Genomic DNA, 21,252 nt, shown 5'->3' with positions numbered 1-21,252 from the left:
ATGTGTACGAACGATGACGGGCGCGACCCGTGGCTCCCGGACCGCCTCCTCAGGACGGAACGGGACCTGCTGATGCCGCTCCTGCGCCGGACACCCGAGGAGGCGTACGAGCTCCGCACCGCCTGCCCCGGGTGGACGGCGCGGCAGGTCCTGGCCCACTGCGGTGCGGCCCTGGTCAGGATCGTCGAGGACCGCTTGGAAGAGGGCGTGTTCCTGCCCGAGGCGAACGCCTGCGACGTCGCCGAACGCGAGGACTGGCCGCTGGCCCGGATCCTCGACGAACTGGAACGCGGCCTGACGGAAGCGGGACCGGTCATCGCCCGACGCGAGGACGGCCGGCTGGACGCGGTGGCGCTCGGCGAATGGGTCCACGCGGGAGACGTGAGGGAGGCCTTCGGCGAACCGGGCGCGTACTGCGGCAAGGCTCTGGAACTGGCGCTCCCCCTCCTGTCGGTGACGAGCCGCAAGCGCGAGACCCCGCGCCTGGTGGGAGTCCTGGAGGACGGCACGACGTCCCGGGTCTCCCTCGGCAACGAGATCGAGGGCCGCCCCCCGGCCACCTTCAAGGGCGACGCGTCGACCCTGATCCGGATCTACGCGGGCCGCCCCCTGGTGAGAACCCGCTACGAACTGAGGGGCGCGACAGAACAGGAACTCCTGATCTACCGCTGACCCCGCCCCGCCGGCTCCCCGGACCGCCGGTGCGTGCCAAGCCCACACTCCCCGCCCGCCGCCGTGCCGGCACACGCCCCGCGCCCTCGCCACCCGCCGTGCGGACACACGCCCTGCGCCCGCCGCCACCCGCCCGTGTGGGCAATCGTCCCGCTGGGGCCCACAACGCGGGCGCGGGGGCGGGGGGCAGTACACAGAAGGGACCACCATGCGCACGCTCGACCGGCTCCTCTACGCCGAGACCCTGCACCGCCCCGACGCCACCGCCGTGGCATACGAGGACGAGATTCTCACCTTCCGGGAGCTCTCGGAGGGCGCCCTGGTGCTGGCCCAGTACCTCCGCTCCCTGGGCGCGGCGGCGGACACCCGCGTCGGCGTCCACATCGAGCCGTCACTCGAACTGGTCACGGCGACGTGGGGCACCCTCTGCTCCGGCGCCGCCTACGTCCCCCTCTCCCCCGAGTACCCGGAGGAACGCGTCCGGTACATGGTCGAGGACAGCGCCGCCCGCATCGTCCTCACCCAGGACCACCTCCGCGCCCGCGTCACCGACCTCTCCCCGCCCGGTACGACCGTCGTCACCCTCGGCGATGCCGTGCGGCACGCCTGGCGCACCGCGGGTGAGGAGCCGGAGGCGTACGACATCCGGGAGACGGACCTCGCGTACGTCATCTACACCTCGGGCTCGACGGGCCGGCCGAAGGGCGTCATGGTCGAGCACCGCTCGCTCGCGGCCCAGATGCGCTGGCTGGCGGCGGAACACCGACTCGCCCCGGGCGCCGTCGTCCTCCAGAAGACGCCGATGAGCTTCGACGCGGCGCAGTGGGAGATTCTCGCTCCGGCCGTCGGCGCCCGTGTCGCCGTGGGCCCGCCCGGTGTCTACCGGGACCCCGAGGCCCTCATCGACACGATCCGCACCCACCGCGCGACGATGCTGCAGGGCGTCCCCACCCTCCTCCAGGCCTTGGTCGACACCGAGCGTCTCGCCTCCTGCACCACCCTGCGCCGTGTGTACTCGGGCGGTGAGATCCTCTCCCGCAACCTCGCGGCGCAGCTCCTCGCCGAGCTCCCGGCCGCCGAGCTGATCAACCTCTACGGCCCCACCGAGTGCACGATCAACGCCTCCTCGCACACGGTCGACCGCGCGACCGTGTGCGACCCGACCGGCCCCGCCGCCTCCACCGCCATACCGATCGGCAGACCGGCGTACGGCACGACCTTCCACATACGCGACGGCGAGCTGTGCATCGGCGGGGTCCAGGTGGCGCGGGGGTACCTGGACCGTCCCGAGCTGACGGCGGAGCGTTTCATCACCACCGACAGCGGCGAGCGTCTCTACCGGACCGGCGACCTGGCCCACTGGAACGAGGACGGCACCGTCCAGTTCGCCGGCCGCGCCGACAACCAGATCAAGCTGCGCGGCTTCCGCGTGGAGCTGGACGAGATCGCGCTGGCGATCGAGAACCACGACTGGGTGAAGAACGCGGCGGTCATCGTGAAGGACGAGCCCCGCACGGGTTTCCAGAACCTCGTCGCCTGCGTCGAGCTGTCGCCGAAGGAAGCCGCCCTGATGGACCAGGGCAATCACGGCGCCCATCACCAGTCCAAGGAGTCGAAGCTCCAGGTCAAGGCGCAGCTGTCGAACGCCGGCACCCGTCCCGACGCCGACCTGGCGGGCCTCCCCACGGTCGTGCTGGCCGGGAGCACGCCCACGGACCGGATGCGGCGCACGGTCTTCGCCCGCAAGACCTACCGCTTCTACGAGGGCGGGGAGGCCACGCGCGCGGACATCCTGGCGGCTCTGGCCCGCCGCCCGGAGGGCATCGGCTCGCGGGCGGTCGGCAGTCTGACGGCGGCGGACCTGGGGGAAGTCCTGCGCTGGTGCGGCCAGTTCACGAGCGAGGAGCGGCTGCTCCCGAAGTACGGTTACGCGTCACCGGGCGCGCTGTACGCGACGCAGCTGTACGTGGAGCTGCGCGGCATCGCGGGCCTGGAACCGGGCACTTACTACTACCACCCGGTCCGGCACCAGCTGTACCGGACGGGTGAGGGGACGCCCGGCGACACCCCGCTCCTCCGCTTCGCCTTCCAGGGCCTGCGGTCGGCGATCGAGCCGGTCTACAGGAACAACATCCAGGAGGTCCTGGAGATCGAGACGGGTCACATGGTGGGCCTGTTCGAGGAGGTCCTGCCGGGCTACGGCCTGGACATCAGGCCGTACGGGGAGGGGGACGGGTCCTTCGAGGTGGTTCCGTACGACGAGGAGTCGCGTACGGCCCCGGAGGTCGACGTCTACGTCCAGTCGCACGGGACCCGCGTGGCGGACCTCCCCGAGGGCCAATACGCCTACGTTCAGGGCGACTTACGCCAGATCTCCTCCGACCTGGTCGAGAAGAAGCACGTCATCGCGATCAACCAGGCGGTGTACGGGCGGGCATCGTTCGGCATCACGGTGATCAGCCGCACAGCCGCCACGAACCGCGCGTACATCGACCTGGGACGAGCTCTCCAGCGACTTCAACTGGGCGGCCACGGGCTCGGGTTCATGCCCTCGGGGTACGGCTCGAAGTCGGGTCGTCCGCTGCCGTCGGCCCGCCGCGTGGACGAGATCCTGGCGGCGGCGGGCCGTCCGGCCGGCCCCTCGTACTTCTTCGTGGGCGGCCGGGTCAGCGAGGAGCAGCGGCTGAGCGAGGGCATGTACGAGGACACGGTCCACATGAAGGGTCCGGCGGAGATGATCCGCGACGACCTGGTCCACCACCTCCCCGACTACATGATCCCGAACAGGGTGGTCGTCCTCGACCGGCTGCCGCTCTCGGCGAACGGCAAGGTGGACACGAAGGCGCTGGGCGAGCTGGCCGTGGTCAACGCCGGGCTGCACGGCCGTCCGCACGTCCGGCCCCGGACGCGTACGGAGAGCCGTCTGACGGAGATCTGGTCGGCGGCGTTGAAGTACGAGGACGTCGAGGCGGTCTCGGTCCTGGACGACTTCTTCGAGTCGGGCGGCAACTCCCTCATCGCCGTCGCCCTGGTCACCAGGATCAACCGCGAGTTCGGCGCCCGGCTGCCGCTCCAGATCCTCTTCGACCGCCCGACGATCGAGAAGCTCGCCCACCGGCTGGACGGCGCGGCGGCGGCCCCTGCCTCCCGCCTGGTCCGGCTCCACGCGGCCGGCGCGCAGCCGCCCGTCTACTGCTGGCCGGGTCTCGGCGGCTACACGATGAACCTGCGGCACCTGGCGGACGAGATCGGCATCGACCGCCCGTTCTACGGGGTGCAGGCGTACGGCATCAACCGGGGTGAGGAGCCGTACGCGACGATCCGCGAGATGGCGGCGGCGGACGTGGAGGCGATCCGCAGGCGCCGGCCGACGGGCCCGTACACGCTCTGGGGCTACTCGTTCGGCGCGCGGGTCGCGTTCGAGTCGGCGCATCTCCTTGAGGCGGCGGGGGAGCAGGTGGAGAACCTGTTCCTGATCGCCCCGGGCTCGCCGAAGGTCCGCTCGTCACGGACGGGGGGAGCGAACTACGAGAACCCGGCGTTCGTGACGATCCTGTACTCGGTGTTCGCGGGAGTGGTCGACCCGACGGTGGAGGCCGCCGACAGGGAGAGCTTCGTGAAGCGGGTGGCGGCGGACTTCCCCGCCCTGGAGGAGGACTTGATCGGCCGGATCGTCTCGATCGTGGAGGAGACGTTCGAGTTCACGTACACGTTCAGGGAGTTGTCGGAGCGGCAGGTGAAGGGACCGGTGACGATCTTCAAGGCCTCGGGTGACGACTACTCCTTCCTGGAGAACACGGCGGGCTGGTCGACCCGCCCGCCGACGGTGGTGGAGCTGGACGCGGACCACTACAGCCTGCTGCGCCAGCCGGATCTGAAGGAGCTGGTCAAGAAGATCCGGTACCGGTTGGGGCAGTAGGGGCCACGGGATCCGGCGACCGGTCCGGAAGCGTCCGCTCCCTGTCCGCGCTCGGTAACGATCCCCCCGCGGGTCGTGATTTCGACGACGGCGCGCCTCATCCTGAGCCACGCAGTGTGCATACACGCAGGCCAAGAGTCACGGGGGATCGTGAAATGAGCACCGTCCGTAGGAACACCCGCCGCACAGGGAAGCTCGGCGCCCTGGGGCTGACCGCCGCCGCGCTCCTTTCGGCCACGGCCTGCGGGCCGAGCGACGACGCGGCGGGCGGGACCCCGCCGTCGCCGACCAGGTCGACGGCCCCCACGAGCGAACCGACGGCCCCCACGACCGGCCCGACGACGGCCCCCACGACCGGCCCCGCGTCGCCGTCGACGCAGCCGGGCGACTCGGGCAGCACCGACGGTTCGCCCTCCGCGAGCGAGCCGCCGGGCACGACGGGCGAGACGGACTGGCAGCCGAAGGACGGCATCTGCTCGGACCTGAACACGGAGGTGAAGGCGGACTGGGCGCTGCCGCCCGTGAAGGACGACTCGAAGCTCGAACTCGTCATCACCAACACCAGCGACAAGCCGTGCAAGCTCTACCACTACCCGATGGTCAAGTTCGGCAACGACCTGCCGTACCTGCCGGTCGTGAAGAGCTCCAGGCCGCAGTCCGTGATCGTCCTGGGTCCGGGCAAGGAGGCCTACGCGGGCGTGCTGACCCGCTCGGGGAGCAAGGAGGTCGCCTCCTTGGAGAAGATGCTGATCAAGGCCCCCCAGGGCAAGAGCCTGCCGCCCGTCGACACCAAGGACGGCATGCTCCTCGAACTGCCCGCGAAGGGCGTGTACGTGGACAAGGGCGCCCGCGTGTCGTACTGGCGGGCCGACTCGGAGAGCGCCATCTCGGCCCTGTACCCGCAGTAGCGGGCGTGTCCCGGACGTGCGTTCACACGTCGCGGTGCCGCACGACGACCACGGCGAGTACGACCGCGATCAGCGGCCAGAGCGCGTACACGGCCCACGAGCCGGGCACGGTGGCGCTGTAGGCGAGCGAATGGGGCTCCGGCGCCCAGGTCTGCGCCAGGCGCTTCCACGCCGTGACCGGCATCGCATGGCTGATGGCGGCGGACCAGCGTGCGCTCTGCGAGAAGATCGGCGGCAGCATCACCAAGGTGAAGGCGCTGGAGACCATGGTGGTGGCGCTGTGCCTGATCAGAGCGCCGAAGCCGAGGCCGATCAGTGCGCAGACCGGGGCCAGCAGGGCGGACGCCACCAGCGCCCGGAGCACTCCGGGATGGGTGAGCGGAACCCCGGCCCCCTGTCCGTCCAGGATGGCTTGGGAGACCAGGAAGCCGCTGGTGGAGACGACCGTGCCGACCGCGGTCCAGAGCGCGGCGGTGACGACCGCCTTGGCCAGCACCACCGCACCACGGTCGGGTACGGCCACGGTGGTGGTGCGCGTCAGGCCGCTGCTGTACTCGCTCACGACGGTGAGGGCGCCGACGCTGCCGGCGACGAGCATCAGCGTCATGTAACCGGCCGCGGGGAACGCGTCGAACACGAGGAATCCCCGATCGGCCTTCGCGGCCGGGCTCATCGTCCGGAGGCTGTTGACCTCCGCAAGTGCCGCCACGGCGGCGGACCCGATGACGAACAGGGCGGTGAGCGCGAGCGTCCACGGGATCGAACGCAGGGACCATGTCTTGATCCACTCGGAGGCGAGCAGGTCGCGGAAGCGGGCGGGCGGCTCGGCGACGGCCGCGGACGAGACGGCCGTGGGGACGGAGGTGACTGTGGTCATCGGGGCTGCCCTGCCTGGTATTCGACGCTGTCGGCGGTGAGTTCCATGAATGCCTCCTCCAGTGAGGCGGTCCGGGCGGTCAGCTCGTAGAGCTGGATCCGGTTCTCGAAGGCGAGTGCTCCGATCCGGTCCGCCGGCAGCCCGGTCACGGCGAGCTTCTCGGTGCCCGGTGAGCCCTCCGGCTCGACCGAGGCGCCTGCGGTGGTCAGCACCGCAGTCAGCTCGGCGGCCTGCGGGGTGCCCACCACGACGCTGAGCCGGGTGCTGCGGGCCGCGAAGTCCCCCACCGACTCGGCGGCGATGAGCCGGCCCCGGCCGATGACGACGAGCTGGTCGGCGGTGTTCTCCATCTCCGACATGAGGTGGCTGGAGAGGAAGACCGTACGGCCCTCGGCCGCGAGGCGCCGGAAGAGACGGCGCATCCAGAGCACACCCTCCGGGTCCATGCCGTTGACCGGTTCGTCGAACATCAGCACCGGTGGGTCGCCGAGCAGCGCGGTGGCGATCCCGAGCCGCTGCTTCATGCCGAGCGAGAAGCCGCCGACGCGGCGGGACGCGGCCTCGGCCAGGCCCACCTCGTGCAGCACTTCGTCCACCCGGCGCGGGGAGATCCCGTTGCTGCGGGCCAGGGCGGACAGATGGGCCGCGGCGGTGCGTCCTCCGTGGACCTGGCCCGCGTCGAGGAGTGCGCCGACGTGCCGCAGACCGCGCGGGTGGCTGCGGAAGGGGACGCCGCTGACGGTGGCGGCGCCGCCGGTGGGCGCGTCCAGGCCGAGGATCATCCGCAGGGTGGTGGTCTTGCCGGCTCCGTTGGGGCCGAGGAAACCGGTGACCTGGCCCGGTCGCACGGTGAAGGACAGCCGGTCCACGGCGGTCTTGCCGCCGTAGCGCTTGGTGAGTTCGTTGACTTCGATCACAGCGACAACCCTGCCGGGAGGGCCTCGCCCGGTCATGGGGCCGTGGGTGGCAATGGTGCGGCCGCCTTCGCCCGTGGTCGTACGTCCGCGGGCCGATTCCGCGGGGGCGGCGGCTGGATAGTCTCGCGGGATGGATGCCCTACCGACCGCCTCGTTCCTCGTGTGCGTCGCACAGCGCGGTCTCCCTCCCGAAAGGCCGCACCAGCGATGACGAGAACGAAGATCACGGCCTGGGCGGGAGGCGCCGTGTATCTCCTCGCGGTGGGTCTGCTCGTGGGAGGTGCACCGCGGGCTTCGGGCACGGTCCACGGTTTCGGGGCACTGCTTGCGGCGAGCCTGCTCGTCGGTGTGCTGCGCCGCGCGCCGCTCCTCGCCCTGTCCATGGCGCTCTTCGGGTCCACCGCGGTGGTGGTGGGCTCCCCGGGCTCCCGTGCGAGCCTGTCGGCCGCGTACCAGGGCGAGTTCCTGTCGTATCTGGCGGTGGACCTCGTCCTGGGCGCCATCGTCGCCACCTGCGCGCGGCGCGCCTCGATCGTCGCCGTGGCCGGATCCCTCCTCGTGCAACTCCTGGTCATCGGCGGCTTCTCGCGCTCGGACGATCTCACCGTCGACGCCGTGATCGCCCTCCTGGCGATGGCCACGGCCTGCACGGGTGGACTCTTGAGCCGCGAGCGCCGCGAGCACGCGGTGGCGCTGCGCTCACAGGAGACGGCCGAGGCCGTGATCGCCGAACGGCTGCGGATCGCCCGGGAGTTGCACGACATGGTCGCGCACAGCATCGGCATCATCGCCATCCAGGCCGGGGCGGCCGGCCAGGTCATCCGGACCCGGCCCACGGAGGCCGGTGAGGCCTTGCGGGCCATCGAGGTCACCAGCAGGGAGACCCTGTCGGGCCTTCGCCGCACCTTGGTCGCACTCCGTCAGGCGGACCCGGGCACGACGGCCTCGGGGAACCCGGCGGCCCTCGCGCCCTCGCCGGGCCTGGCGGACCTCGACCGGCTGGCGGCGGCCACGGCCGACGCGGGAGTACGGGTGGAGGTGCGCCGCAGCGGGGAGGAGCGCACCCTGCCGGCCGACATCGACCTGTCCGCCTTCCGTATCGTTCAGGAGGCGCTGACCAACGTGGTCCGCCACGCGGGCACCGGACGCTGTCGGGTGCTCGTCGACTACGGGAACGAGGAGCTGTCCGTGGAGGTCGTCGACGACGGGCACGGTGCCACCGAGGACGGCCCGGCCCATGGCTTCGGTCTCGTGGGCATGCGGGAGCGGGTCGCCCTGCTGAACGGCGACTTCACCGCCGGGACGCGTCCCGAGGGGGGTTTCCGGGTGACGGCCCGACTGCCGCTGCCCGCCCCCGTCGGAGCTCCGGTGGAGGCCCGATGACCGCCGGTCCCGTACGCGTCGTACTCGCCGACGACCAGCCACTGGTGCGGTCCGGCCTGCGCCTGGTCATGGCCGATCACCCCGACCTGGAGGTCGTCGGTGAAGCCGCGACGGGCGCCGAGGCGGTCCGACTGGTCAGGGACACCGACCCCGACGTCGTGGTGATGGACATCCGGATGCCCGGCATGGACGGGATCGAGGCCACCCGTCTGATCACCGCCGGCCCGACCGCGACGCGTGTCCTCGTCCTGACCACGTTCGACGAGGACGACTACGTCTACGGCGCGCTGCGGGCCGGAGCGAGCGGCTTCGTGGTCAAGGACATGGCGCTGAACGACATCCTCGCGGCGATCCGTGTGGTCGCCGTCGGCGACGCGCTGATCGCACCTGCGGTCACGCGCCGGCTGATCGCCGACTTCGCCGGGCGCCCCCCGCAGCGCTCCCCACGTCACGTCGAGGGCATCACCGAGCGGGAACGGGAGGTCCTGACCCTCATCGGACGCGGCCGGACGAACACCGAGATCGCGGAGGACCTCTTCATCACGGTGGCCACCGCCAAGTCGCACGTGTCACGCCTGCTCACCAAACTGGGCGCCCGGGACCGGGTCCAGCTCGTGATCACCGCCTACGAGGCGGGGCTCGTCACGCTGCCCGGCTGAAGTGATCAGTTCGTGAGGGTGCGTTCGAGGAGGGACAGCAGGCGGTCCCAGTGGCGCCGCGTCCCGTCCGGGCTGAAGGCGCTGGTGTCGGCCATGGTGAAGCCGTGGACGGTGCCGGGGTAGATCTCGTTGGTGTGGCGGACGCCGGCGGCTTCGAGGATCTCGTTGAGCCCGCCGAACTCCTCGGGCGTCATGTCGCTCTCGGCGACGCCGAAATGGACCTCGGCGGTGACCTTCGGGGCGAGGAGGTGCGGGCTGTCGGGCGCGTCCGTGATCAGCGCGCCGGGGTGGAACCCGGCGACGGCGGCCACCCGGTCCGGGTGGGCCGCCGCGGTACGCATCGCCAGGACGGCGCCCAGGCAGTAGCCGACGACGGCGACGGGCCCGGCGGCGACCTCGGGCCGGCCGGTGAGGAACGCGAGGTAGGCGTCGGCGTCGAGCAGGGCGCGTTCGGTGGTGTGCGCGACGTAGAAGGGCATGAGCTGTTCGAAGAGCGCGGGCCGGTCCTCGTCCCCGATGAGCTCGGGAAGGTCGATGAGCGGCGCCTGCCCGTCCCGGTAGTAGACGTGGGGGACGAGCACGAAGTATCCGTGCCCCGCCAGTTCGCGCGCCATCTCCTCCAGCCGGGGCCGCAGCCCGAAGACGTCCATGTAGAGGAGCACGCCCGGGTGCCGCTCGCCGTCGTCGGGGAAGGCGGCGAACGCGTCGGCCTGGCCGTCTGGAGTGGGGATCTGCAGTGTCTTGGTGGCCATGGGGACGACCGTAACAGCGAAGATCAACCCAGGCGCCTGCAGGGCGAGTTACGGGCTGCGCACATGGGGCGGACGGGGGCGGGGGGCCTGACTCCTACGATGACGCCCATGACGCCCATGACGCCCAGGCCCTTCGACCTGGTGATGGGCATCGGCGACGGGGCGACGGTGAGGAACTGCCCCCCCGCCCGGGCCTTCCGTACCTTCACGGAAGGCCTCACCGCCGCTCTCGCGTTCGCCGACGAACGAGGCGAAAGCGCCTCCGCCTCCGCCTCCGCATCCGTCTGAAACCGGTCAGTCGAACTTCCATCCGTACGTGGTCAGGATCGGGTCGCAGTGGGAGCGAAGGCTCTGGAGCTGGGCCGCGTACTGGTCGGGGGTCGCGTCCTTGTTCCCGTCGAGCCACGCGCCGTGCGCGTAGAAGGTGTCGCGAAACGCCTTGAGGTCGGACTCGGCGATCCTCTGGGGGGACTCCGGGTGCTTGAGCAGGAAGTGGAGTTGCCGGAGGTAGAGCGCCAGTCGCGCGAGTTCGGGGTTGTCGGCGGTGATCTTCTCGCCGGGTTCGATGAAGTCCGCGTCGATGACCATGCCAGAGGTGAATTCAGGCGTGGGCATGGAGCGGAGGGCGGTGTCGAGATCGTCGTTCGTCACGTTGTGGGTCCTTTCGGCATCGGGAGGCTTGGGTGACCCGGGTGATGCGGATGACTCGGGTGACTCGGTTGCGTTGAGTAGAGCCGATGGGGAACAGAACGTGTGTGCATTGGTCCCCTCCTGGGCGAGTCAGGAAGCCCTGGCCGGCTGCGCCCGCCCAGGCGCCTCCCCGCTTCCGGCTCGTGGTCGGCCGAGGCCCGGGATCCGCGTGTCCCCCCGCGATACTCGGTGGAGCCGGGCGGGAGGGCGCCGCAGGATGGGGTGTATGAGTCCGCCGACCGTTCCGCACCGGGTGGAGTTCCTGCGCCACCCCCACCCCGGCTACCCGCACCTCACCGTCTGGGGCATCCGGATCGGCGGCACCGACCTGCGCGTCCTCGTGGCGGAGGCCACGCGCGCCCTCTGGAGTCGGGAGCTCGACGAGGACGACGACACCCCGCAGGAACGCGAACAGTTCCTGCTGCGTCAGCATGCCCCGCTGCACCTGGATGCAGGGGATGCAGGGGACGCCGACGGTGCCGGGGACGCCGAGGATGCCGGGGAAGCCGACGATGCCGGGGACGCCGACGGCACCCGGCCCCGGCCCACTTCCTCGGCCACGCGTCACGGGACCTCGGCGACCGCGACACCGGAGCCCTGTGCCTCCTGGGCTGCTCCTGCGGGATCGACGCGTGCTGGCCCCTGCTCGCCCGGGTCCGCGCCACCGCGACGGAGGTCACCTGGTCCGGCTTCCACCAGCCCCACCGGCCGGAGTGGGGAGAGCTGCCCCTGGGCCCGTACGTCTTCTCGCGCCCTGCCTACGACGAGGCCCTGGCCACGCCGGTCCGTCTCACCCAGGACCCCCTCGCCCCGCTACTCGGGGAGGAGTAGCACCAGGAGGGCGACACACAACGCGCCGACGGCCACCCCGAACTGGCACAAGAGCACGTACAGCGGAGCTGACAACGACTCCTGCATCGAAGTGGCCGACAACCTTCCCCGTATCCACGTCCGGGACACGAAGGACCACTCCCAGGGCGAGCTCACGGCCACACCGACCGCCTGGGCCGCGCTCACCGCGTTCGCGCGCGCCGACACGCACTGACCCGCCTCCCGGCGGACCTCCGGCCCCTGCCCTACGGCGGGGGCCGCCGTCATGCCGGGCGCGTGGACCGGCGGGCTGTGCGGGGCGGCGCACAGCCGAAGCCGGCGCCGCGTTGCGCCGTGCCGCTCGTGGCAAGATCTCTCCGCCCCGCCGATTCGGCGGTCAGGGAGGGGATTTCATGTCCATCGAAGCTGCGGACTCCGCGGCGCGGCTGAAGACCGAGCAGAACGATCCGGACCGCGAGGAGTGGCTGCGGCAGGACAGTAGGAGACGGCGCCGCAAGATCGGGCTGCGGGTAGGGGTGGGGGTGCTTCTGGCCGGGGCGTTCGGGTTCTCGCTGTTCGACGTCGCGGCCGGTGAGGGGTCTGCGAACGAGCCGTTCGAGCCGGGGCTTCTTGAGGAGGCGATGTGGCCCGATGACTGGCCTCTCACCACCGGCCTTCCGTTCCGGGGCTCTCCCGCGGCCCGCTGGGACAGGACCGATGTAGCGAGCAGCATGCTGCCGCCCTACCTGGTCCGCCCCGTCGCCGGGATCAGCAAAGAGCAGGTGACCAACGGCCTGAACACCATGCGCGACTTCGTGAGGGAGGCCAACGTCTCCGACGAGGTGCTGACCGGCGAGCGCCCCGAGAGGGCTCTCGCTCTCCTCGCCCCCGGTGATCCCACCCGGCGCGAACTGGAGGCTGCCCTAGAACGCCCCGTGCAGGGCCGCAGCCCACTGGAGACGTTCACCCGATTCGATCCCGACGAGGTTGTCGTCCTGGAGGACACCAGGGCCCGGGGCTCGATGACCTACGAGGCCACGCCGGCCGGGGAACTCCTGGTGCACGCCGACTACACCTTCGTCTACGCCGTCCTGAAGACCGAGGGCGGCTGGGAGGTCCGCCCCGGCCGTGACGAAGTGGCCAGGGTGGTCGTACGGCGCCGACTGAGCGCGACAGTGCGGGAAGGGAAACTCGTGCTGGGTCCCTCCACGTACGTGATCGCCAACGATGCCTGCCCGGCGCCGGAGGACGGCTTCATCCATCCGCTCTTCTCCAAGGAGGCGGCCGAGGTGAAGGGCGGGAAGCGGTTCGACCCGTACGCGGCCGGTACCCGACTGGCCGGCGCGCCCCCCGGCATCTGTCTGACTCCCACCCGCACCTGACGGGCTCCTGCCTCGCGCGGGAGACGGCGCAGCCGGCCGTGTCGAACGACGACGTCTGATTCCCGCGAGCGCGGTGCGCCTTCGCTGATCATGCTGGAGTCATGACGACGGCATCCACCGAAGACGCTGAGAAGGTCCTCACCGGCATGTACGCGGCTGAGGCCGAGTATCTGGCGGCCGGCGGCCCCGGCGAGGCTTCGTTCGGCCTGCTCGCCCCGTTCTTCGCGCCGGATGTCGAGCTGCACCAAGCCGATGCTCTGCCGTACGGGGGTACGTGGCGTGGGCACGAAGGGATGGCGCAGTTCTTCCTCGCGATGGGGCAGGCGTGGGAGACGTTCGACATGGTGGAGCAGGAGTTCCTTGCCACCGGCGAGACCGCGGTCGTACTCACTCAGGTCCGTGCTCGCGCTCGTGCGACCGGCCGTGAACTCAGCTTCCCGATCCTGCAGACGATCACGGTCAAGGACGGGCAGATCACCGAGGTCCGTCCGTTCTACTGGGACACTCAGGCCATCGCCGCCGCCTGCGCAGGGGCAGCGTCGCCGACGGACTGAGACGGACTGAGACGGACTGAGACGGACTGAGGCGGACTGAGGCGGACTGCGACCGACTGCGACCGACTGATCTGAACCCCGGCGGTCAGACGTACCTCAAGGCGCTCGGCTCGGCCGGCGGCGTCGGCGGCGTCGGCGGCGTCGGCGGCGTCCGCGTCCGCCCGGAGGGGATTCACATCAGGGGTGTGTGAGTCGTCGTGATCTCGGTGTTGGCCCTCGCGCGCCGGGTGATGCCAAGCTGAAGCCCCGCCCCGCCCAACCCCCTCCCCACCCCCGGCGTTTCGGCATGTGCACGAGAGGCAGCCCCGTCCCCATGGACATCTTCAAGACGAAGAACGGTTCGGTTCGAGGGTTTCGGCCCGCTGCCGATGTCGTCGCCGTCCTCGGTATCCCCTACGCCGCCCCGCCGTTCGGCGCCCACCGGTTCCGCGAACCCGTCCCTGCGCCCGCGTGGTCCGGCGTGCGCGACTGTACGGAGTTCGGCCCGATCGCCCCGCAGTCGGCGCAGCTGCCCGGCGCACCCGTGTGGTCCCCCGGCGACGAGGACATCCTCAGCGTCAACGTCTGGACCCCGGCCGGCGACGGCGGCAGTCTGCCCGTTCTGGTCTGGATCCACGGCGGCGCCTACACCTTCGGATCGTCGGCCCAGCCCGACTTCGACGGCACCGCGCTCGCCCGCGCCGGTCTCGTCGTCGTCACCCTCAACTACCGCATCGGGTTCGAGGGCTTCGGTCACGTCCCGGGCGGCGACGTCACCGGTCACCCCGACAACCGGGGCCTGCTCGACCAGGTTGCGGCCCTGCGCTGGGTGCGGGACGACATCGCCGCCTTCGGTGGCGATCCCGGCAACGTCACCCTCGCCGGCCAGTCCTCCGGTGCCGCATCGGTCGCCTGCCTGATGGTGATGGACAGCGCCCGCGGCCTGTTCCACCGGGCCATCGCCCACAGCGTCGCCAGCCCGTACTACACCCGCGACATCGCCGCCGCGACCACCGGCGAGATCGCCGCGGCGGCAGGCTGCCCCGCCACGCCCGAGGGCCTGGCCTCCATGGCTCCGCAGGCCCTGGTCACCGCCTCCGACCAGGTCGTCGACGACTACCGGCGCGACCCCGCCTCCGGATCCCGCCACTACGACCCCTCGCTCTACGCCCCGGTCCTCGACGGCGACGTCCTGCCCGTCGACCCCCTCACGGGGATGGCCGCCGGCGCGACGCGCGGGGTGGACCTGCTGGTCTGCCACACCACGGAGGAGTACTGGCTGCTCGACGCCGTCGACAGCTGCGCGAAGATCACCACCGACGAGCAACTCGCTCTCTTCGCTGCGGACTTCGGCCTCCCGGGTGGCCTGGTGGACGGCTATCGCGCCGCGATGTCCGCTGCCCCGGTTCTCGACGTCTACCTCGCCGTCTTCGGCGACCTGCTGTTCGGCGAGTACAGCAACCGGCTCGCCGAGGCTCACGCCCGTGCCGGCGGCCGGGCGTTCCTGTCCCGCTTCGACCGTCGGCGCACCGGGCCGGGCGGGGTCGTACGGGCCTGGCACTGCGCGGACATCCCCTTCGCCTTCGGCAACCAGGGCGACGACTCCGCGGCCTTCCTCATCGGCGGTACGCCCACGCCCGCCGACCACGAACTGGGCCGCCGCATGGTGCGCGCCTGGGCCGACTTCGCCACCACCGGGGACCCAGGCTGGCTGCCGGTCGACAACTCCGGCAGCCAGGCCGCCGCCGTATGGAGCACGGACGACAGCCGCGTCGAGGACGGGTCGGGCAACCTCGGCGCGCTCCCTGCCCCCGGTGCTCTCCCTGCCCCCGGCGCGCTCCCTGCCCTCCGTGCTCTGTGGGCCGAGGTCGAGTTTCCGGTTCTGCGTCCCTGAACCGGGGGATCACCCCCGGTTCATGATCAGGGGTCGGGGCAGGGGGCGGGCCAGGGGTCGGTAGGGGTCCGATCAGGGTGATCACCGATGGGCTACGGCCGCTGCACGGAGCAGAGTTGGTGGTGTCAGCAGGTCCCGTCAGCACCGCTCCGGAGGACATTCGATGCGCACGCGTCTCGCCGCCACCAGCCTCGCCTTGGCCGCCGCTCTCACCGCCGGTGTCGCGGCGCCCGCGGCCTTCGCCGCGACGGAGGCCGGCACCGCCCAGGCCGAGACCCCGTTGGCCACGGGCGCCACTGTCAAGGACATCCTCGGCCGCCTGCCCGATGGCGTCATCGCGGGTGCGGTCGTCAGACACGACGGGAAGGGGGCGGCCGCCGGGCCGGTCACCGCCGACGCTCATTTCCGGATCGGCAGTGTCACCAAGACGTTCACCAACACCGTCGTCCTCCAACTCGTCGCCGAGCGCCGGATAGCACTCGACGCCCCCGCGCGCAGATACGTCCCCGAGCTGCTCCCCGAGGCGTACGACGGGGTCACCGTGCGCCGGCTCCTCGACCACACCAGCGGGTTTCCCAGGCCGGCCCGGACCCCGGGCCCGTACGACGGGCCCGGGTGGCAGTTCAAGTCCGTGACGCCCCAGGACTCCCTGCGGGAGTCGTTCGCCGCGGCCGCCGCGGCGAACGTGCCGCCGCCGGCCCCCGGCTCGGAGCAGCAGTACAACGGACTCAACTCCCTCGTCCTCGGACTGCTCGTCGAGAAGGTCACCGGCCGTTCCTTCGCCGGCGAGCTGGAGCGGAGGATCATCCGGCCGCTGCACCTCCGCCACACCAGCCTGCCCGCCGCCGACGACCTGAGAATTCCCTCACCCCACGCGACGGTGTACGTCGCCGGGCAGGACGTCACGGAGCAGAGCCCCTACCCGTGGGCGGAGGGCGGCATGATCTCCACCGCCGCCGACCTGGACCGGTTCTTCACCGCGTTGTTCCGGGGGCGTCTGCTCCCGCCCGCCCAGCAGAAGCTGGTCTTCGACGTGCCGAACGTGAAGAGCTCCGCCGACAACAAGAACTGCCTCGGCGGTCCCGCCTGCTTCAGCGTCGGCGGACTCATGCGCTACAAGCTCAACGAGAAGGAGTCCGTCTGGGGCAAGACGGGGTCCCGCCCCGGCTGGGACAACGGCTTCTTCGCCACGAAGGACCTCCGGCACCGTGTCGTGTACTCGCTGAACACGACGGGGAGCGGCGATGTCCTCAAGCGCATCCAGGACATAGTCGGCGCAGCGCTCACCGACTGACCTCGCATCCCGAACCCAGACCCTCGCATCCCGAACGCCGAACTCGCATCCCGAACCCCGACCCCCGAAACCCGCACTCCGCGCGTCCGCAACCAGGTGTCTCAGGCGAACGGGCCGTCCAGGGCAGCCCATTGCAGGAGCAGGATGGTCTTGCCGTCGGCGATGCGGCCGTCGCGGGTCATGGCGAGGGCCTCGGTGAAGGGCAGTTCGAGGACCTCGATGTCCTCGCCGTCCTCTTCGAGTCCGCCGCCTGCCCCGGTGCGGTCGGCCGGGGTGTAGGGGGCGGCGAAGAAGTGGAGGCGCTCGGTGACGGAGCCGGGGCTCATGTAGGCGTCGAGGACATGGGTGAGGGGGCCGAGGGTGACGCCGAGTTCCTCGGCGCTCTCGCGGCGGACCGCGGTGAGCGGGTCGTCGGCGTCGAGCAGCCCGGCCGCCGCTTCGACGAGCATGCCGTCGGGGTGGTCGTTCACGTAGGCCGGGTAGCGGAACTGGCGGGTGAGCAGCACGGTGCGGCGTGCGGTGTCGTACGGCAGGACGACGGCGCCGTTGCCCCGGTCGTAGGTCTCACGCTGCTCCGTGACCCAACGTCCGTCGCGGCGGCGGTAGTCGAAGGTGGTCCGCCGCAGGACGTGCCAGCCCTGGGAGGTCAGCTCGACGTCACGGACCACGACGCCGGGGTTCCGGTCGAGGGCGCGCCCGGCCTGGTGGAGTCCGGTCCGGCCGCGATGGTCGGGGACTTCGACTCCGGGTCGGTCGCGGTGGTCGGGGACGCCGACGCCGGGGCGCTCGCTCGCGCGTCCCCTCGTGGGGGTGGTGCTCAGGTCGCCCCTCGCGCGGTCGGCGGTCATGCTTGCGCCTCCCTCTCCCCGTGCGGTGTGCGGCGGGGGATCTCCGCCACGTCGCTGTAGACCGGCAGGCCGCGGTGGCGGGCGGTGGCGACGTCCTGGTCGGCGCCGGTGGAGTCGCCGGGCAGGCGCAGTACGGCGTCGCAGTGGGCGAGCAGGCGGTCGGCGGCCGGGTAGAGCACCTGGTCGGCGAGGGGGTCGGTCAGGCCCGCGCCGGCCGAGTGAAGGACGGGCAGGGCGATCCATTCGCCGATCACCGGGAGGTGGCCCGCGGCGAAGATCGGCCAGGCCGCCGCTTCGAGGCGGGCGAGGTTGGCGGCCATGGCCTGCGGGTCGCCGTCGGTGCCGGAGCGGTAGGGCCCGGCGATGAGGATGAGCATCGGCTTGTCACGCGTCTGCTTGTCACGCGTCTGCTTGTCACTCGTCGGCTTGTCACGCGTCGGGATGTCGGTCATGGCGCGCTACGATACATGCAGAAACGTGCAAGAACAGGAGAGAATGCGGATGCTGGCTGCCGAACGGCGCGACCACCTGCTGGAACTACTCGCCCGGGAGGGCAAGATCGTCGCCAAGGACGTCGCCGCCGAGCTGGGGATCTCCGAGGACAGCGTGCGGCGCGACCTGCGCGACCTCGCGAGCGAGGGACTGTGCCAGCGGGTCTACGGCGGGGCGCTGCCCGTTTCGCCGGCCGTGGCGGACTACCGGTCGCGGCAGTCCGTCGCCCCGGACGGCAAGCGGAAGGTGGCGGAGGTGGCCGCCGGTCTGGTGCGGCCGGGCGGTGCGCTGATCCTCGACGGCGGCACCACCGCCCTGGCCGTCGTCCACGCGCTCCCGCAGGATCTGGCCTGCACGGTGATCACGCACAGTCCGACGATCGCCGCCGCCCTGATCGACCATCCACAGGTGGAGGTCTTCCTCATCGGCGGCCGCATCTACAAGCACTCGGCGGTCGCCTGCGGTGCGGCCGCCGTCGAGGCCGCGCAGAACGTCTCCGCCGACCTCTGCTTCCTCGGTGTCACCGGCGTGCACCCCGACGCGGGACTGACCACCGGCGACGCCGAGGAGGCCGCGATGAAGCGGGCCCTGGCGGCACGGGCGGCGGACACCTACGTCCTCGCCTCCTCCGAGAAGATCGGCACGGCTTCGCGGTTCCGTGTCCTGCCCTGGGAAGAGATCAGTGGGCTGATCACCGACGCCGACCCGCGGGACCCGGTGGTCGAGCAGCTCACGGCGCGGGGTGTGGAGGTCCTTCCCGCCGGCTGACGGCCGCGTAGCTCGTTCGGGGCGTGCTGCCGTGCGGGGTGCCCTGCTCGCTGGTGTGCTGGTCGGGATCCCCCCGACCCTCATCCCCGTCCCCGTACAGGAGCAGCGCCATGGCTGTCATCGTCACCGTCGAGATCCCCGGCGGCACCCGGAAGCAGTACGAGGACACGACGCGGCTCCTTGAGGCCACCGAGTGGTTTCCGCCGGCCGGGTTCATCGCGCACGCCGCCGGGCCCGACGGGAGCGGGGGATGGCGGATCGTGGACTTCTGGGACTCCGAGGACGCGTTCCTCGCCTTCGTGGAGAAGGCCAAGCCGATCTTCGACCAGGGCGGTCTCCCCACGATCCTGCCCACGGTGCAGGAGGCCGTGAACGTCATGCTGAAGTGAGCGGACGAAACCTCTGATCGCCCCCGAACGTCCCCTGGGGCCGACGGGAGGTAAAACCCTTTGCGGGGTGGGGTCGATGGCCGTCAGGCTTCTCCGCCATGACCAGTCATCCTTCCCGCCCCGTCGCGGACCTGTTCTCCGCCGACGGGCGCCTCAAGGCGATCCCGCGCAGGCCCGCCCGCCGCGAGGCCCTCCTCGACCACCTCGCCGAGACCCTCTTCGAGGCCGGTCGGGACTACCGCGAGCCCGAGGTCAACCAGGCCCTGCTCACCGTCCACGAGGACTTCTCCGCCCTGCGGCGCTATCTCGTGATCGGCGGCTTCCTCGCCCGGACCAAGGACGGCTCGGCCTACCGCCGACAGCAGCGGCCCGGCTCCCCCGAAGGCGCGATCCCCGCCGTCGCGTGACCGCCGCGGTGGTGGCCGGCCTGCTCGCCGGCTACGGAATCGCGATCCCGGTCGGCGCGGTCGGCGCCTACCTCGTGGCCGTCACGGCCCGTACCGGCTGGCGTACGGGCGCGGGTGCGGCCTTCGGCGTCGCCACGGCGGACGGGGTGTACGCACTCCTCGCGGTGGCGGGCGGCTCCGCGCTGGTGCCGCTGCTGGCCCCGGTGATGACCCCGCTCCGGTGGGCCTCGGCCCTGGTGCTCGTGGTGCTCGCCGTACGGGCGGCGCACCTGGCCCTCGCCGCGTACCGGACGGGCGGGCTCGCGTCCCGCGACGACGGGACGGAACTCACCCCGGCCCGCGCGTATCTCACCTTCCTGGGGATCACGATCCTCAACCCGATGACGGTGATCTACTTCGCCGCGCTCATCCTCGCGACGGGCCCCTCAGCGCCCGCCACCCTCCCCGACCGCATCGCGTTCGTCGTCGCGGCCCTCGTCGCCTCCGCGAGTTGGCAGCTCCTCCTCGCCCTGGGCGGGACGCTGCTCGGCCGGACCCTGACGGGGACCCGGGGCCGGCTGGCCACGGTGCTCGCGTCGAGCACGCTGATCGTGGTCCTCGCGGTACGGCTCGTGGTCCGCTCCTGATCCCTCCACGTCCACGGCTTGACTCTCGGGTTACCGGAGACGGCACAGTCTCCTCTCGTGGACAGGACGAATCTGCTGCCGATCGGGCAGTTCGCGCAGGCCAGTGGCCTTTCGATCACCGCGCTGCGGCACTACGACGCAAGCGGTGTACTGACACCGGCCTTCGTCGATCCGGACACCGGCTACCGCTACTTCCGGCGTGACCAGCTCCGCGGCGCACAGCTCGTCCGTGCGCTGCGGCAGCTGGACATGCCGGTCGAGCGGGTGCGCGCCCTGCTCGCGGGCGGCGGCGGCGATGCCGCCGACCTGGAACGGGCACTCCGAGCGCACCTCGAAGCCGCCGAGCGCCGGCTCGACGTCCAGCGCTCCGTCGTCCACAGCCTGTTGACGAGACTGACCGGACCGAGCGGACCGACCGGATCGACCGGATCGAGCGGACTGGCCGGACTGACCGAAGGAGCCGAGATGAACCACCGCGTCACCCTCCGCCAGAGCACCCCCGAGCGCGTTCTCGTGCTCGGCGCGACGGTGAACCACCACGGCCTGGACCCGTTCCTCCGTACCGCCTACGAGAAGCTGTACGCGGTCGCGGGCCGGGGGCCGCTCACGTTCACCGGGCCCGCGTTCGTCCGGTACCACGGGCTCTGCGACGAGGAGAACGAAACCCTGGTCGAGGCGTGCCTGCCGTTCTGGGAGTCGGGCGCGCAGCCGGGGGAGTTGGGTGAGGGGATGTCCGTACGGGACGACCCGGAGCGCACGTATGCCTGCACCGTGGTGGAGGGCGCGGCGACGGCCTTCCCCGAGATCCTCACCGCGTACGACGCCGTCGCGAACTGGATCGCCGAGCACGGCTTCACCTTCGCGGGCCCGGTCCGCTCGACCTTCCTCCGCTGGACCGGCACTCCGGACGACCCGGACAACCAGATGGAAATAGCGTGGCCGGTGGCCGAGCCGGGCGCTGCCCCGGAGAGCGACCCCGACCTGCGCGGGGTCCCGCGGAGCAAGTGAGCCGTCGGGCCTTCGCCCGCACCT

22 protein-coding genes are annotated in these 21,252 nt (G+C 71.5%); 16 read left to right on the top strand and 6 right to left on the bottom strand.

The window, feature by feature from the left end; translation table 11 throughout:
• The 3 genes from OG259_RS18830 to OG259_RS18820 all read left to right on the top strand — a co-directional run bounded on the left by OG259_RS18830 (position 1) and on the right by OG259_RS18820 (position 5,499).
• Entirely contained in the window at positions 1-672 is a 672-nt protein-coding gene (locus tag OG259_RS18830) for a maleylpyruvate isomerase family mycothiol-dependent enzyme (protein ID WP_328943328.1), read from the top strand.
• A 208-nt stretch (positions 673-880) separates the two neighbouring features.
• Entirely contained in the window at positions 881-4,591 is a 3,711-nt protein-coding gene (locus OG259_RS18825) for a non-ribosomal peptide synthetase family protein (protein ID WP_328943327.1), read from the top strand.
• A gap of 155 nt (positions 4,592-4,746) precedes the next feature.
• Positions 4,747-5,499 (top strand): DUF4232 domain-containing protein, encoded by a 753-nt coding sequence (locus tag OG259_RS18820; protein WP_328943326.1) that lies wholly within the window; start codon positions 4,747-4,749, stop codon positions 5,497-5,499.
• A 22-nt stretch (positions 5,500-5,521) separates the two neighbouring features.
• Here the strand turns inward: OG259_RS18820 and OG259_RS18815 are convergent, their stop codons facing one another.
• Together OG259_RS18815 and OG259_RS18810 are read right to left on the bottom strand one after the other, a co-directional pair.
• Positions 5,522-6,376 carry an ABC transporter permease gene (locus OG259_RS18815; protein ID WP_328943325.1) on the bottom strand — a complete coding sequence of 285 codons (855 nt, stop codon included), beginning with the start codon at positions 6,374-6,376 and terminating at the stop codon, positions 5,522-5,524.
• Positions 6,373-7,293: an ABC transporter ATP-binding protein gene (locus OG259_RS18810; protein WP_328943324.1), complete on the bottom strand. Its 921-nt coding sequence runs from the start codon at positions 7,291-7,293 to the stop codon at positions 6,373-6,375. Before OG259_RS18810 ends, OG259_RS18815 begins: the two co-directional genes overlap by 4 nt.
• A 207-nt stretch (positions 7,294-7,500) precedes the next feature.
• Between OG259_RS18810 and OG259_RS18805 the strand changes: the two genes are divergently transcribed.
• Complete coding sequence (locus OG259_RS18805; RefSeq protein ID WP_328943323.1) at positions 7,501-8,676, top strand: sensor histidine kinase; 1,176 nt, start codon at positions 7,501-7,503, stop codon at positions 8,674-8,676.
• The gene (locus OG259_RS18800; protein WP_328943322.1) at positions 8,673-9,335 is read left to right on the top strand and encodes a response regulator transcription factor; all 663 of its coding nucleotides are present in this window, start codon (positions 8,673-8,675) and stop codon (positions 9,333-9,335) included. Before OG259_RS18805 ends, OG259_RS18800 begins: the two co-directional genes overlap by 4 nt.
• A 5-nt stretch (positions 9,336-9,340) precedes the next feature.
• Here OG259_RS18800 and OG259_RS18795 read toward each other — a convergent pair whose 3' ends face one another.
• Positions 9,341-10,087, bottom strand: coding sequence for a dienelactone hydrolase family protein (locus OG259_RS18795; protein WP_328943321.1), 747 nt, complete (start codon positions 10,085-10,087; stop codon positions 9,341-9,343).
• Between the two features lie 108 nt (positions 10,088-10,195).
• Here OG259_RS18795 and OG259_RS18790 point away from each other — a divergent pair, with 108 nt between their 5' ends.
• Positions 10,196-10,375 carry a hypothetical protein gene (locus OG259_RS18790; RefSeq protein ID WP_328943320.1) on the top strand — a complete coding sequence of 60 codons (180 nt, stop codon included), beginning with the start codon at positions 10,196-10,198 and terminating at the stop codon, positions 10,373-10,375.
• A 6-nt stretch (positions 10,376-10,381) separates the two neighbouring features.
• Here the strand turns inward: OG259_RS18790 and OG259_RS18785 are convergent, their stop codons facing one another.
• Positions 10,382-10,738 (bottom strand): hypothetical protein, encoded by a 357-nt coding sequence (locus OG259_RS18785; protein WP_328943319.1) that lies wholly within the window; start codon positions 10,736-10,738, stop codon positions 10,382-10,384.
• A gap of 265 nt (positions 10,739-11,003) precedes the next feature.
• Here OG259_RS18785 and OG259_RS18780 point away from each other — a divergent pair, with 265 nt between their 5' ends.
• From OG259_RS18780 to OG259_RS18760, 5 genes are all read left to right on the top strand, one after another.
• Entirely contained in the window at positions 11,004-11,822 is an 819-nt protein-coding gene (locus OG259_RS18780; protein ID WP_328943318.1) for a DUF397 domain-containing protein, read from the top strand.
• Positions 11,823-12,000: 178 nt separating this feature from the next.
• Positions 12,001-12,969 carry a hypothetical protein gene (locus tag OG259_RS18775; protein ID WP_328943317.1) on the top strand — a complete coding sequence of 323 codons (969 nt, stop codon included), beginning with the start codon at positions 12,001-12,003 and terminating at the stop codon, positions 12,967-12,969.
• Positions 12,970-13,070: 101 nt separating this feature from the next.
• Entirely contained in the window at positions 13,071-13,523 is a 453-nt protein-coding gene (locus OG259_RS18770) for a nuclear transport factor 2 family protein (protein WP_328943316.1), read from the top strand.
• Positions 13,524-13,836: 313 nt separating this feature from the next.
• Entirely contained in the window at positions 13,837-15,396 is a 1,560-nt protein-coding gene (locus tag OG259_RS18765) for a carboxylesterase/lipase family protein (protein WP_328943315.1), read from the top strand.
• A gap of 163 nt (positions 15,397-15,559) precedes the next feature.
• Entirely contained in the window at positions 15,560-16,690 is a 1,131-nt protein-coding gene (locus OG259_RS18760) for a serine hydrolase domain-containing protein (RefSeq protein ID WP_328943314.1), read from the top strand.
• Positions 16,691-16,791: 101 nt separating this feature from the next.
• Here OG259_RS18760 and OG259_RS18755 read toward each other — a convergent pair whose 3' ends face one another.
• The gene (locus OG259_RS18755) at positions 16,792-17,538 is read right to left on the bottom strand and encodes an NUDIX domain-containing protein (protein WP_328943313.1); all 747 of its coding nucleotides are present in this window, start codon (positions 17,536-17,538) and stop codon (positions 16,792-16,794) included.
• A complete protein-coding gene (locus OG259_RS18750; RefSeq protein WP_328947120.1) occupies positions 17,535-17,915 on the bottom strand; it encodes a DUF4406 domain-containing protein in 381 nt (126 codons plus the stop codon). Before OG259_RS18750 ends, OG259_RS18755 begins: the two co-directional genes overlap by 4 nt.
• A 124-nt stretch (positions 17,916-18,039) precedes the next feature.
• Between OG259_RS18750 and OG259_RS18745 the strand changes: the two genes are divergently transcribed.
• From OG259_RS18745 to OG259_RS18725, 5 genes are all read left to right on the top strand, one after another.
• Positions 18,040-18,798 carry a DeoR/GlpR family DNA-binding transcription regulator gene (locus OG259_RS18745; RefSeq protein ID WP_328943312.1) on the top strand — a complete coding sequence of 253 codons (759 nt, stop codon included), beginning with the start codon at positions 18,040-18,042 and terminating at the stop codon, positions 18,796-18,798.
• A gap of 110 nt (positions 18,799-18,908) precedes the next feature.
• A complete protein-coding gene (locus OG259_RS18740) occupies positions 18,909-19,187 on the top strand; it encodes a hypothetical protein (RefSeq protein WP_328943311.1) in 279 nt (92 codons plus the stop codon).
• A 98-nt stretch (positions 19,188-19,285) separates the two neighbouring features.
• The gene (locus OG259_RS18735; RefSeq protein WP_328943310.1) at positions 19,286-19,594 is read left to right on the top strand and encodes a DUF2087 domain-containing protein; all 309 of its coding nucleotides are present in this window, start codon (positions 19,286-19,288) and stop codon (positions 19,592-19,594) included.
• Positions 19,591-20,220: a LysE family transporter gene (locus OG259_RS18730; RefSeq protein WP_328943309.1), complete on the top strand. Its 630-nt coding sequence runs from the start codon at positions 19,591-19,593 to the stop codon at positions 20,218-20,220. The genes OG259_RS18735 and OG259_RS18730 overlap by 4 nt, the downstream gene beginning before the upstream one ends.
• A 57-nt stretch (positions 20,221-20,277) precedes the next feature.
• Positions 20,278-21,228, top strand: a complete 951-nt coding sequence (locus OG259_RS18725) for a MerR family transcriptional regulator (RefSeq protein WP_328943308.1) — start codon at positions 20,278-20,280, stop codon at positions 21,226-21,228.
• Positions 21,229-21,252 lie beyond the last annotated feature (24 nt).

The organism is Streptomyces sp. NBC_00250 (assembly GCF_036192275.1).
Taxonomy (GTDB): Bacteria; Actinomycetota; Actinomycetes; order Streptomycetales; family Streptomycetaceae; genus Streptomyces.
Note: the sequence above shows the minus strand (reverse complement) of the source record. Positions and strands in the feature narration are given on the sequence as shown.